Here is a 12152-nt window from a genome sequence, read left to right on the forward strand (position 1 = left end):
CCGCCACGTCGGCGAACTGCTGCGGGATCGGGGCCTGCGGCTTGTGCACCACCACCTCGACGGCGTGCACCCGTTCGTCGTCCATCACCTGGTCGGCGATCTGGGCCCCGACGGTTTCGATCAGATTGCGCGCGGGGCCGGCCACCACGTCGGCGGCCAATTGGGCCAGCGCGCCGTAGTCGTAGGTGTCAGCCAGTTCGTCGCTGGCGGCGGCGCCGGCGAGGTCGATCCACACCGTGATGTCGACGACGAAGTCCTGACCGGTGGCGCGCTCGTGGTCGAAAACCCCGTGTTGTCCGCGAACCTTCAATCCGCGCAATTCAATTCGATCAGCCATTGTCTCCAGCCAGTTCCGTGTGTGACCCGTCGGTCCAGGCCGCTACGACCTTGAGGGCATCGACCGTGGCCCGCACATCATGCACACGCACCCCCCAGGCCCCGTGCAGTGCGGCCAGTGCGGACACCACCGCGGTGGCCGTCTCACGTCCGTCGGGCGGTCGCGGTGAACCGTCGGCCCCGGCTAACAACGTACCGAGGAACCGTTTGCGCGATGCACCCAGGAGCACCGGGATGCCGGTGGCCACCAACTGCGGCAGGGCATGCAGCAACGCCCAATTGTGTTGTCCCGTCTTGGCGAATCCCAATCCGGGATCGATCATCAGCTGGCCGGGCTCGACGCCGGCGGACACCGCGGCGTCGACACCGGCCAGCAGCTCGTCGCGCACCTCGGCGACCACGTCGCGGTAATGCGGCGCCGCGTGCGGCCGCTCGGCCGACACCGAACGCCAATGCATCAGCACCCAGGGCACTTTCGCATCGGCCAGCAGCGGCGCCATCGCGGGATCGGCGCGGCCGCCGGACACGTCGTTGACGATCCGCGCTCCGGCGCAGAGCGCCGCCCGCGCAACGGCGGCGTGCATGGTGTCGATGCTTATTGTGATGCCCTGTGCCGCAAGTTCTTTGACGACGGGAACGACCCGGGATGTCTCGACGTGAGGATCGATCCGCGTGGCGCCGGGCCGGGTGGACTCTCCCCCGACGTCGATGATGTCGGCGCCGTCGGCGACCAGGGCCAAACCCTGCGCCACTGCCTTGTCGGGGTCGAGATAGCGGCCGCCGTCGGAGAACGAATCGTCAGTAACGTTCAGAACTCCCATTACCTGCACAGGCGCCAGGCTCACTTACGCAGGATCAGGTCGAGCGCCTCGGCTCGAGAAGCTGCGTTGGTTTTGAACAGGCCGCGCACCGCGGAGGTGGTGGTGACCGCTCCAGGCTTGCGGACGCCGCGCATCGCCATGCACAGGTGCTCGGCCTCGACCACGACGATCACGCCGCGCGGATTGAGCTTTTTCACCAGGGCGTCGGCGATCTGGCTGGTGAGCCGCTCCTGCACCTGGGGCCGCTTGGAATACAGGTCGACCAGTCGCGCGATCTTCGACAGGCCGGTGACCCTGCCGTCGTTGCCGGGGATGTAGCCGACGTGGGCCACGCCGTGGAACGCCACCAGGTGGTGCTCACACGTGGAGTACAGCGGGATTTCCTTGACCAGGACCAGTTCGTCGTGGTCCTCGTCGAACATGGTGTTCAGCACGCTGTCGGGATCGGTGTAGAGCCCGGCGAACATCTCGCGGTAGGCGCGCGCGACGCGCGCGGGAGTTTCCCGCAAACCGTTCCGGTCGGGATCTTCGCCGATCGCGTGCAGCAACTCGCGGACCGCAGCCTCGGCGCGCTCCTGATCGAACACCCGCGTCGTGGGCATCGCGGTATCCGGCAACGCCATCGAATCCTCCGTTTGCTCAGCCGTGAGCCGGCGGGTTGGACCGGCTTACGTCGTCATCCTGCCGGTCGGGCGTGCCGCCCTCCGGGGCGGGTTGGCCGGGCGGCGGATACGGCGGATACGGCGGGTAGGCGGGACGCGCCTGACCGGGGTGACCCGCGGCGCCCTGCTGACCCGGATAACTTTGCTGACCGCCCGGGTGGCCCTGCGGCCCGGGATACCCCTGCGGGCCCGGGTAGCCGCGGGCGGGCTGCTGCCAGTAGGGCTGCTGCTGTCCGGGCTGCGCGGGCGGGTGCCAGTAGGTCGGCTGCTGTTGCTGCGGCGGCCATCCGGGCGCGCGCCAGCCGGCCGGGGCGCCGTAGTCCGGTTGGGTGGGCCCCTGCTGGTCTCCCTGACGATTGCCGCTGCCCTGAGCGCCGTGAGAACCGTTGCCGCCGTTGGCGTTTCGATCGGCCTCTACCCGGGCCGCGGCGGCGGCTTCGCTGGCCCGCGCGATGGCCGCCTTGAAGGCCGGCTCGGGGGTCGGCGGCGGCCAGGGCTCGCCGCGCTCGATGGCCAGCTCGCCGGGTGTCTTGATCGGCGGCTTGTCCGACGGAATGCGGCCGCCGAAGTCGTCGAACATGGTTAGCCTGGGCCGTTTTTCGACTCCGGAGAAGATGGCCTCCAGCTCGGCCCGGTGCAGGGTTTCCTTTTCCAGCAGCTGGCCGGCCAAAGTGTCGAGTATGTCGCGGTATTCGGTGAGGATCTCCCACGCCTCGGTGTGGGCGGCCTCGATCAACTTGCGGATCTCGTCATCGATGTCGCGGGCGACCTCGTGTGAGTAGTCCGCCTGCGTCCCCATGGTGCGGCCCAGGAATGGGTCGCCGTGCTCCGAACCGTATTTGACCGCACCGAGTTTGGAGCTCATCCCGAATTCGGTCACCATCGCGCGAGCGATCTTGGTGGCCTGCTCGATGTCGGAAACCGCGCCGGTCGTCGGCTCGCGGAAGACCAGTTCCTCGGCGGCGCGTCCGCCCATCGCGAACACCAACTGCGCGATCATCTCCGAGCGGGTCCGCAGGCCCTTGTCTTCCTCCGGCACCGCCACCGCGTGGCCGCCGGTACGCCCACGCGCCAGGATCGTCACCTTGTAGATGGGCTCGATGTCGGGCATCGCCCAGGCCGCCAGGGTGTGTCCGCCCTCGTGGTAGGCGGTGATCTTCTTTTCCTGCTCGCTGATGATCCGGCCCTTGCGGCGCGGCCCGCCGATCACCCGGTCCACCGCTTCTTCCAGCGCGGCGCTGGTGATGACGGTGCCGTTTTCGCGGGCGGTCAGCAGCGCGGCCTCGTTGATGACGTTGGCCAGGTCGGCGCCGGTCATGCCGACGGTGCGCTTGGCCAGCCCGGCGAGGTCGGCGTCCGGGCCGATCGGCTTGCCCTTGGAGTGCACCTCCAGCACCGCTTTGCGACCCGCCAGGTCCGGGTTGGACACCGGGATCTGCCGATCGAAGCGGCCGGGGCGCAGCAGCGCCGGGTCCAGGATGTCCGGCCGGTTGGTGGCGGCGATCAGGATGACGCCGGCCCGCGGGTCGAATCCGTCCATCTCGACCAGCAACTGGTTCAGCGTCTGCTCGCGCTCGTCGTGCCCGCCGCCGAGGCCGGCGCCGCGCTGGCGGCCCACGGCGTCGATCTCGTCGACGAAGATGATGCAGGGGTTGTTCTGCTTGGCCTGATCGAACAGGTCGCGGACGCGGGACGCGCCGACGCCGACGAACATCTCGACGAAGTCGGAGCCCGAGATCGTGAAGAACGGGACACCGGCCTCCCCGGCGACCGCGCGGGCCAGCAGCGTCTTACCGGTTCCCGGTGGGCCGTAGAGCAGGACGCCCTTGGGGATCTTGGCGCCCAGCGCCTGATAGCGGCCGGGGTTCTGCAGGAAGTCCTTGATCTCGTAGAGCTCCTCGACCGCCTCGTCGACGCCGGCGACGTCGGCGAACGTGGTCTTGGGCATGTCTTTGGAGAGCTGTTTGGCGCGCGACTTGCCGAAGCCGAAGCCCATCCGGGCGCCACCCTGCATGCGGGAGAACATCACGAACAGACCCACCAGCAGCAGTAGCGGCAGGACGTAGACCAGCAGTTCGCCCAGGATGCTGCCCTGGTTGACGACCGTGCTGACCTTCGCGTTCTTGGCGCTCAGCGCGTTGAACAGGTCGACCGCGTAGCCGCTGGGAAACTTGGTGATGACCTTGTCGGAATTGTCGGTGTCACCGTTGCCCTTCTTCAGGGTCAATCGCAGTTGCTGTTCGCGGTCGTCGATTTGCGCGCTTTTGACGTTGTCGCCGTTGATCTGGGACATCGCCACGGATGTGTCGACGGGCTTATAGCCGCGGGTGTCGTCGCTGAAGTAGAAGAACGACCAACCGAGCAGCACCACGACAGCGATTGCCGTGATGGTGCGAATCACGTTTTTCCGGTTCATCAATCATCGGCCTTAGCGGCCAGGTCCTTCCCCGATATACACGCAGCTGAAAAAGTCCAGGCTACCGCTAGCGGCGATCGCCAGCTCCGGCAGAGCCGGGGCGCAGCGGGTCGCCGCCATCTGCTCCGCGGCGATCGCCAGCTCCGGCAGAGCGCTCGCCACCGTCTCTATCAGTTAACGACCGGCAGTTCCCGGCTAGTCGTAATACCGGGCCTCGATCACGTTTCCGTCCGGATCGGCGAAGTAGTACCCCTGCGGCGCCCACCCGCGGGCGCCAAAGCTCCGGTTCAGCCGCGCGCTGGTGTCCACGCCCTCGGCCTGAAGCCGCCGGTCCAACGCGTCATATTCGGCCTTCGACAGCGCCAGGCAGACGTGATTCACCGGATGGCCGGCGCTGCCTTGGATGCGCGTCAAAGTCTCGGTCGTCGAAATGCCTTCGGTGGGCATCAAGTCGATGATGGAGTCCGCACAAACTCGCACGCTCGGGAACGGCGCGTCGCCGGCTTCGAATTCGGCGAAGCGGACCGGTTCCAGCCCGACGACGCGGGTGTAGAAATCCATCGACGCCCGCGGGTTCGTCGTCCAGAGCACCACGTGGTCCAAGCGCATCGAATCGAGTATTCCCGCCGTACGCCTTTTTGATCGCCGACCCGGCGCGGGCGAGCGAGACGGATTCGGGCCTTCTCAGGCAGCAACCGTTGTGCTTTGGTGAGACGGTGCCCCCAACCGAACGGTTAGTAGAGACCAATGGTGCGCGGCTACGGGTGATCGAAGCGGGCGACCGCGGCGCACCGGTGGTGCTCCTGGCGCACGGCTTTCCCGAACTCGCCTACTCCTGGCGTCACCAGATACCCGTCCTCGCCGACGCCGGTTACCACGTGCTGGCGCCCGATCAGCGCGGCTACGGCGGTTCGGACCGTCCGGACGCCGTCGACGCCTACGACATTCATCAGCTGACCGCCGACCTGGTCGGCCTGCTCGACGACGTCGGCGCGCAGCGCGCCGTGTGGGTCGGGCACGACTGGGGTGCCGCAGTGGTGTGGAACGCGCCGCTGCTGCACCCGGACCGGGTCGCGGCCGTCGCGGCGATGAGCGTGCCGGTGACGCCGCGCCCGCACGTGGCGCCGACGAAGGCCTGGCGCAAAATGTTCGGCGAGAACTTCTTTTACATCCTGTACTTCCAGCAGCCCGGCGTCGCCGACGCCGAATTGAACGCCGATCCCACCCGGGTGATGCGACGCATGATGGGCAGCCTGCGAGCCGACGGCAAGGATGCGCTGGTGCGGATGGCCACCCCCGGTCCGGAAGGCTTCATCGAGCGGCTACCCGAACCCGACGGACTGCCGGACTGGATAAGCCAGGACGAGCTCGACCACTACATCGCCGAGTTCACCCGGACCGGCTTCACCGGCGGCCTGAATTGGTATCGCAACTTCGACCGCAACTGGGAGACCACTCCCGAGCTCGACGGCGTGAAGATATCGGTCCCATGTTTGTTCATCGGCGGTACGGCCGATCCCGTCCTGTCCTTCACCCGCACCGATCGCGCCGCCGACGCGATCTCCGGCCCGTACCGACAGGTGATGATCGACGGCGCCGGGCATTGGCTGCAGCAGGAGCGCCCCGACGAGGTGAATGCGGCCTTACTGGAATTCCTCAACGGATTGGAGCTGCAATGAGCGCGCCCCTGCGCTTCGGTGTCTTTATCACCCCGTTTCACCCCGTCGGCCAATCCCCAACGGTGGCACTGGAATACGACATGGAACGCGTCGTCGCCCTGGATCGGCTCGGATTCGACGAGGCGTGGTTCGGCGAACACCACTCCGGCGGCTACGAGCTGATCGCCTGCCCGGAAGTCTTCATCGCGGCCGCGGCGGAGCGGACCAAGCACATCCGGCTGGGCACCGGCGTGGTGTCGCTGCCCTACCACCATCCGCTGATGGTGGCCGACCGGTGGGTGCTGCTCGATCACCTGACCCGCGGCCGGGTGATGTTCGGTACCGGGCCCGGCGCGCTGCCGTCGGACGCCTACATGATGGGCATCGACCCCATCGAGCAGCGCCGGATGATGCAGGAATCCCTCGAGGCGATCCTGGCGCTGTTCCGCGCCGCACCCACCGAGCGCATCGACCGGCACTCGGATTGGTTCACCCTGCGTGACGCCCAGTTGCACATCCGGCCCTACACCTGGCCTTACCCCGAAATATCCACGGCGGCAATGATTTCGCCGTCGGGACCGCGGCTGGCCGGCGCGCTCGGCACCTCGCTGCTGTCGTTGTCGATGTCGGTGCCCGGCGGTTACGCGGCGCTGGAAACCACCTGGGATGTGGTCCGCGAGCAGGCCGCGAAGGTGGGGCGCGACGAGCCGGACCGGGGCGACTGGCGCGTGCTGAGCATCATGCACATCGCGGACAGCCGCGAGCAGGCCATCGACGACTGCACCTACGGGCTGCAGGATTTCGCGAATTACTTTGGTGCCGCCGGCTTTGTGCCGCTGGCCAACACCGTGGAGGGCGCCCAGACACCGCACGAGTTCGTCGCCGACTATGCGGCCAAGGGTAATTGCTGCATCGGCACGCCCGAGGACGCCATCGCCCATATCGAGGACCTGCTCGACCGCTCGGGCGGCTTCGGCACCCTGCTGATGCTCGGCCACGACTGGGCCTCGCCGCAGGCGACGTACCACAGCTATGACCTGATGGCGCGCAAGGTGATTCCCCACTTCAAACGACAGCTCGAAGCGCCCCGCTCGTCGCACGACTGGGCCAAGGGCAAGCGCGACCAGCTGATCGGCCGGGCCGGCGAGGCCGTCGTCAAAGCCATCACCGAGCACGTCGACGAGCAGAAAGACGCGGTGCACTGATGCGCGCGGCGGTGTTGCGGGACGGCCGCATGGTCTATCGGGACGACGTGCCCGACCCGATACCCGAAGCGGGCCAGGTGCTGGTGGGCGTGCGCGCGTGCGGAATCTGTGGCTCCGACTTGCATTTCGCCGCCCACGGCGCGCAGGTGCTGGCGATGACCGATCGGGTGGCCGGCGGGTCGGGCGCCATGCACGTCGACCTCGACCACGACATCTTCATGGGTCACGAATTCAGCGCCGAGATACTCGAAGCCGGCCCCGGCACGGACACCCATCCGCCGGGCACCCTGGTCACCTCGTTGCCGGTGTTGTTGTCCGCCAAGGGCGCCGAGCCGATCGTCTACAGCAACAGCACGGTCGGCGGCTACGCCGAGCGGATGCTGCTGTCGGCGCCGCTGCTGCTGCCCATCCCCAACGGCCTGGACTTCAAGCACGCCTCCCTCACCGAGCCGATGGCGGTGGGGCTGCACGCGGTCAACAAGTCCAATATCGCGCCCGGCGAGACGGCCCTGGTGCTCGGCTGCGGCCCGATCGGGATTGCTATCATCGCCGCCCTGCGGGCGAAGGGCGTGGAACCCGTTGTGGCAGCAGATTTTTCGCCGAAGCGGCGGGAGCTGGCCACCGCGATGGGAGCCGACCAGACGCTGGATCCGGCGCAGGGCTCACCCTTCGACACCGTCAAGCCCGCGGTGGTGTTCGAGGCGGTCGGCGTGCCCGGCATCATCGACGACGTACTCCTTCGGGCGCGGCCCGGCACCCGCCTGGTGGTCGCCGGCGTGTGCATGCAACCCGACACCGTGCACCCGTTCTTCGCGATCGCCAAGGAGATCAACGTTCAATTCGTACTCGCCTACACGCCCGAGGAGTTCGGCGACTCGCTGCGCGCCCTGGCCGAGGGCGACATCGACGTCGGCCCACTGATCACCGGCGAGGTCGGCCTCGACGCGGTCGGCACGGCGTTCGACGACCTCGCCGACCCCGAGCGGCACTGCAAGATCCTCGTCACGCCCTAGGTTGTCGGTCGACGCGGCTGTAGCCACAGGCTCGGTCTTCGACTCAGCCTCCCGCCGGGGGTTGCGCGATGACGGTTGGCTTGAAACCGTAACGGGGAGTGACGAAATGGGCGCCTGCGCTGCGTCCGGCCCCGCCGGCAGGCATCATCGGCACCCCACCCACCGCATTGGTGGCCCGCTCAACCGCACCCGCACCAGTGGCGGCATTGAGTGCCACGGCGACCGAGGGTGCCGTCGGGGCCGCGCTCGCCCAGGCCGCCGGCACCGATAGGCCACCGACCGAGGCCGCCTTCCCGACGGCTCCGCCAATCGCGGCCATCGATCCCAGGCCGGCGCCCGAAATCGCTGCGGGAGCGACGGATTCCGTGGCCTTGGCGACGCCCTCGGCGGCCGACTTAGCGGCCGGCATCATGCCCTGAGCGATTCCTTGGATGTCTTTGAACGAGGTGGTGAACAGCCGCGTTGGAGAGATCAATCGGATGAACGCGTCGAAAGGTGTGCTGGCATCCAAAGTTTGCGATCCGGTCAGGCCCTCCAGCAGATCACCCAACGGGCCGCCCACCACCAGGCCATCGCCTTCGGGATTCAGGATGATCCCGCCCAGGGAAAGCATGGGATTGGCGGACGACGTGGGATTGTTCGTCGACCCGGCCGGCGCCGACAGCGTCTGGGGCACCTCGTCGAGCGCCTGCGCACTCTCACTTCCACTGGTGCCTGCCGCTCGGGCGACCGCGGCAGCCTGACGGGCGGCGCCGGCCCGGTCGGTAACGGATTCGGCCGGCTCGAACGGCGGCAACGTCGATGCGGCGGCCGACGTGCCGGCGTATGCGTACATCGCGGCAGCGTCTTGGGCCCACATCTCGCCGTAATGCGCCTCGGCAATGGCGATAGCCGGGGTGTTCTGACCAAGGAAGTTCGTCGCCAGCAACTCCATCAGCAACGCCCGGTTCGCCGCTATCACCGGTGGGGGCACCGTTTCGGCGAACGCCGACTCGTAGGCGCCCGCCGCCGCCACCGCTTGCAGGGCGGCCTGTTCCAGCTGCCCGCCCGTGCCGCGCAACCACGTCACTTGCGGAACAGCCGCGGTCAGCATCGCCGATGAGGCCGGCCCCTGCCACGGTCCTTCGGTGAGGCCCGCGATCACCGACCCATAGGCGGATGCTGCCGAATCCAGCTCGGCGGCCAAACCGTCCCAGGCCGCCGCGGCGGCCAGCAGGGGCGCCGAGCCAGGTCCGGAATACATCAGCGCGGAGTTGATCTCCGGCGGCAACTGCGCGAAGTCCAGCATGGTGTCGTTGCCTAACCGACCGCGGCGGTGTTGGCGATCTCCGTGGCGGCGTACGAACCGGCGCCGATGCCAAGCATTGTCGCCAACTGCTCACGGACGACCGCAGCCTGCGCACTGATCTCCTGGAAGAGCTGGCCGTGCCGGCAGAACCGTTGCGCGGTCAAAATCGAGACCGCATCGGCTGCGGCGGGCGCCACGCCGGTCGTGGTGGTTGCCACCGCTGAACTTCCCTCCCGCACGGACGCATTGATTCGATGCAGCTCGCGGGCGGCAGCGCCCAATATTTCCGGCTGCGCCATCAAGAAAGACATGTCGCTCAAAACCCTTCCAAATCAATAGCTCTCGGCGCGAAATGTCGTACCGAGTCGGACGCCTGGACACGTTAGGGCAGGCAGGTCCGGAGATGACAGCCCGAGAGTCGCCAATTCATGACCGAGACGGGAACTGTTCACTTAGCTGGTCGGAAATGCTGCGACATTTGGATCTGGCATGAAAATGATTACGAACCAATATGATTGGAGGACAATATGAACTTATATGAACCGGCCGTAGCGGCAATCTGACTTTGCCGGCTGCTACCGTGAGGTTAATTCCGTTGTCGCGCAAGGTTGTTGGCATCGATGGCTGACCCACCCGGTGGCGTCGGCCGCGCCATCGGCAATGCCGCCGCACATTGCGGCGAAGATCGCTCCCACCGGCGGCGGCCCAGCGGCTAGGGTGCCAGGCATGCCGGTCGCAACCAACGCCTGGAAGTTCACCCGCCGGTCGATCGCCGTGGCCGCGGCCGGCCTGGCGATCGCCACGATCTCGGCATGCGACAAAAACGCGCCGCCGCCCGGGGCCAACCCCCGTCAGGTCACGGTCGTGGGCACCGGTCAGGTGCAGGGCGTCCCGGACACCCTGACCGCCGACGTCGGCATCGAATTCACCGCACCCGACGTCACCACGGCGATGAACCAGACCAACGACCGTCAACAGGCGGTCATCAATGCGCTGACCGGCGCCGGCATCGACCGCAAGGACATCAGCACCACCGAGGTCACGCTGTCGCCGGAATACAACAACCCCGAACCCAGCGGTACCGCCGCCATCACGGCGTATCGCGCCACCAACGCCATTGCGGTCAAGATCCACCCGACGGATGCCGCGTCGCGCCTGCTGGCCCTCATCGTCGGCACGGGCGGTGACGCCACCCGGATCAAGTCCGTCCGCTATTCCATCGCCGATGATTCGCAGCTGGTGAAGGACGCCCGGTCGCGGGCCTTCAACGACGCCAAGAACCGCGCCGATCAGTACGCCCAGCTGTCCGGGCTGCGGCTGGGCCGGGTGCTGTCCATCTCGGAAGCCACCGGTAACACCCCGTCGCCGGCCGGGGCGCCGCGGGCCATGCCCTCGATGGTTCCGCTGGAGCCCGGCCAGCAGACCGTGAACTTCTCGGTGACCGCGGTGTGGGAGCTGGGCTAGCGGCGATCGCAAGCGCGGCGTAGCCGGGCGCAGCGGGTCGCCGCCGTCGGACCAGCGGCGATCGCAAGCGCGGCGTAGCCGGGCGCAGCGGGTCGCCGCAGCTGGGCTGAGCCCGACGAATCGGGGGATCTACTGCTGGTAGACCCTGGGGTCCAGGGTGCCGATGTAGGACAGGTCGCGGTAGCGCTCGTCGTAATCGAGGCCGTAGCCGACGACGAAATCGTTGGGGATGTCGAAACCCACGTAGGCGATGTCGACGTGCGCGCCCTGCGCGTCGGGCTTGCGCAGCAGCGTGCACACCCGCAGCGAACGCGGGTGGCGCGTCTTGAGGTTGCGCAACAGCCAGGACAGCGTCAGGCCGGAGTCGACGACGTCCTCGACGATCAGCACGTCGCGGCCCTCGATATCGCGGTCCAGGTCCTTGAGAATCCGCACCACGCCCGAGGAGGACGTCGACGACCCGTAGGAGCTGACGGCCATGAATTCGAACTGGGTGGGCAGCGGAATCGCGCGGGCCAGGTCGGTGACAAAGATCACAGCGCCTTTGAGCACCGTTATCAGCAGCAGGTCCTGTCCGGTCTCGTTCGCGGCGTCGCGGTAGCTCTCGCCGATTTCGCGGCCGAGTTCGCCGATTCGCGCCTGAATTTGCGCCGACGTCAGCAGGACAGACTTGATATCCCCGGGGTACAGCTCCCCGGGTTGGGCTGGGGTGATCGCCGAGGAGATCTGGGCCACGCCCACAGAGTGCCACGACGGCGGGCGAATAACCAACGGCAGCCCCGGTATTGCGGCTAATGGATCGGTTTGCCGACCGGCTCGCGCCACAGCGTCAGCACGCCGTCGCGGCGGCCCGCGAACAATCGCTCGTCGGGCTGCGACGACCCGACCGCCACTCCGCCCTGCCCGTGCCATCCGGTGACCAGGGCGTCCACCCCACGAATCTGCCTGTCGGTCAGGTTCGTTGCGCCGCCGGCCAACAACCAGGCCCGGATCACCCGGCGCCGCACCGGGCCGGCCAGCGTCGCCAGCGCCTGCACCCCCAGGCCGGAGTCCGCCTTGGCCCCGGGCAACGCCCGGGCCGCTTGCGCGTCGAGCAGCTCGGAGTCCTCGCGCAACGACGTCGCGGTGCGGGCCAGCGCCTCGGCCACGCCACCGCCGAGGACGTCCTCCAGCAGCGGCAGCACCTCGGTGCGCAGCCGGGTTCGGGTGAAGCGGCGGTCGGCGTTGTGCGGATCCTGCCAAGGGGTCAGCCCCAGCTCCGCGCACGCCGCGTGGGTGGCGGCGCGCCG

At 67.9% G+C, this 12152-nt stretch carries 13 protein-coding genes; 4 read left to right on the top strand and 9 right to left on the bottom strand.

The genetic code is table 11. From position 1 onward, the window contains the following. The 5 genes from folB to A5708_RS13160 all read right to left on the bottom strand — a co-directional run. On the bottom strand, positions 1–337 hold a 337-nt coding region (gene folB, locus A5708_RS13140), incomplete at its 3' end, for a dihydroneopterin aldolase (RefSeq protein WP_065029064.1). Beyond that, positions 330–1181 (bottom strand): dihydropteroate synthase, encoded by an 852-nt coding sequence (gene folP / locus A5708_RS13145; RefSeq protein WP_155766000.1) that lies wholly within the window; start codon positions 1179–1181, stop codon positions 330–332. The genes folB and folP, both read right to left, overlap by 8 nt. Further along, positions 1178–1780, bottom strand: a complete 603-nt coding sequence (folE, locus tag A5708_RS13150; RefSeq protein ID WP_065029055.1) for a GTP cyclohydrolase I FolE — start codon at positions 1778–1780, stop codon at positions 1178–1180. Before folE ends, folP begins: the two co-directional genes overlap by 4 nt. A 16-nt stretch (positions 1781–1796) precedes the next feature. After that, on the bottom strand, positions 1797–4235 hold the full coding sequence (gene ftsH, locus A5708_RS13155) for an ATP-dependent zinc metalloprotease FtsH (protein ID WP_065029056.1): 2439 nt from the start codon (positions 4233–4235) through the stop codon (positions 1797–1799). Between the two features lie 195 nt (positions 4236–4430). Next, complete coding sequence (locus tag A5708_RS13160) at positions 4431–4844, bottom strand: VOC family protein (RefSeq protein ID WP_065029057.1); 414 nt, start codon at positions 4842–4844, stop codon at positions 4431–4433. 107 nt (positions 4845–4951) lie between these two features. Between A5708_RS13160 and A5708_RS13165 the strand changes: the two genes are divergently transcribed. From A5708_RS13165 to A5708_RS13175, 3 genes are read left to right on the top strand one after another with little or no spacing between them, the layout of a single operon-like run. After that, complete coding sequence (locus A5708_RS13165) at positions 4952–5914, top strand: alpha/beta fold hydrolase (protein ID WP_155766001.1); 963 nt, start codon at positions 4952–4954, stop codon at positions 5912–5914. After that, positions 5911–7098, top strand: a complete 1188-nt coding sequence (locus tag A5708_RS13170; RefSeq protein ID WP_065029058.1) for an LLM class flavin-dependent oxidoreductase — start codon at positions 5911–5913, stop codon at positions 7096–7098. The genes A5708_RS13165 and A5708_RS13170 overlap by 4 nt, the downstream gene beginning before the upstream one ends. Further along, positions 7098–8111 carry a zinc-binding dehydrogenase gene (locus A5708_RS13175; RefSeq protein ID WP_065029059.1) on the top strand — a complete coding sequence of 338 codons (1014 nt, stop codon included), beginning with the start codon at positions 7098–7100 and terminating at the stop codon, positions 8109–8111. The genes A5708_RS13170 and A5708_RS13175 overlap by 1 nt, the downstream gene beginning before the upstream one ends. A 43-nt stretch (positions 8112–8154) precedes the next feature. On the opposite strand, the gene A5708_RS13180 is transcribed toward A5708_RS13175, so the two are convergent. Both A5708_RS13180 and A5708_RS13185 read right to left on the bottom strand, forming a co-directional pair. After that, a complete protein-coding gene (locus A5708_RS13180; protein ID WP_065029060.1) occupies positions 8155–9399 on the bottom strand; it encodes a PPE family protein in 1245 nt (414 codons plus the stop codon). Between the two features lie 11 nt (positions 9400–9410). Then, positions 9411–9710, bottom strand: coding sequence for a PE family protein (locus tag A5708_RS13185; protein ID WP_065029061.1), 300 nt, complete (start codon positions 9708–9710; stop codon positions 9411–9413). A gap of 415 nt (positions 9711–10125) precedes the next feature. Here A5708_RS13185 and A5708_RS13190 point away from each other — a divergent pair, with 415 nt between their 5' ends. Then, a complete protein-coding gene (locus A5708_RS13190; RefSeq protein ID WP_065029062.1) occupies positions 10126–10863 on the top strand; it encodes an SIMPL domain-containing protein in 738 nt (245 codons plus the stop codon). Between the two features lie 129 nt (positions 10864–10992). Here the strand turns inward: A5708_RS13190 and hpt are convergent, their stop codons facing one another. After that, the gene (gene hpt / locus A5708_RS13195; protein ID WP_065029063.1) at positions 10993–11604 is read right to left on the bottom strand and encodes a hypoxanthine phosphoribosyltransferase; all 612 of its coding nucleotides are present in this window, start codon (positions 11602–11604) and stop codon (positions 10993–10995) included. A gap of 50 nt (positions 11605–11654) precedes the next feature. Further along, the coding region (locus A5708_RS13200) for a TilS substrate-binding domain-containing protein (RefSeq protein ID WP_196772624.1) at positions 11655–12152 on the bottom strand (498 nt) is incomplete at its 5' end.

It is taken from the genome of Mycobacterium colombiense (assembly GCF_001672755.1).
Lineage (GTDB): Bacteria > Actinomycetota > Actinomycetes > Mycobacteriales > Mycobacteriaceae > Mycobacterium > Mycobacterium colombiense_C.

What these genes read in the sequence shown, in the direction of transcription:
- A5708_RS13170 (WP_065029058.1), top strand. Translation starts at nt 5,911, where the DNA reads ATGAGCGCGCCCCTGCGCTTCGGTGTCTTTATCACCCCGTTTCACCCC.
- folE (WP_065029055.1), bottom strand. Translation starts at nt 1,780, where the DNA reads ATGGCGTTGCCGGATACCGCGATGCCCACGACGCGGGTGTTCGATCAG.
- ftsH (WP_065029056.1), bottom strand. Translation starts at nt 4,235, where the DNA reads ATGAACCGGAAAAACGTGATTCGCACCATCACGGCAATCGCTGTCGTG.
- A5708_RS13160 (WP_065029057.1), bottom strand. Translation starts at nt 4,844, where the DNA reads ATGCGCTTGGACCACGTGGTGCTCTGGACGACGAACCCGCGGGCGTCG.
- A5708_RS13190 (WP_065029062.1), top strand. Translation starts at nt 10,126, where the DNA reads ATGCCGGTCGCAACCAACGCCTGGAAGTTCACCCGCCGGTCGATCGCC.
- A5708_RS13175 (WP_065029059.1), top strand. Translation starts at nt 7,098, where the DNA reads ATGCGCGCGGCGGTGTTGCGGGACGGCCGCATGGTCTATCGGGACGAC.
- A5708_RS13185 (WP_065029061.1), bottom strand. Translation starts at nt 9,710, where the DNA reads ATGTCTTTCTTGATGGCGCAGCCGGAAATATTGGGCGCTGCCGCCCGC.
- A5708_RS13180 (WP_065029060.1), bottom strand. Translation starts at nt 9,399, where the DNA reads ATGCTGGACTTCGCGCAGTTGCCGCCGGAGATCAACTCCGCGCTGATG.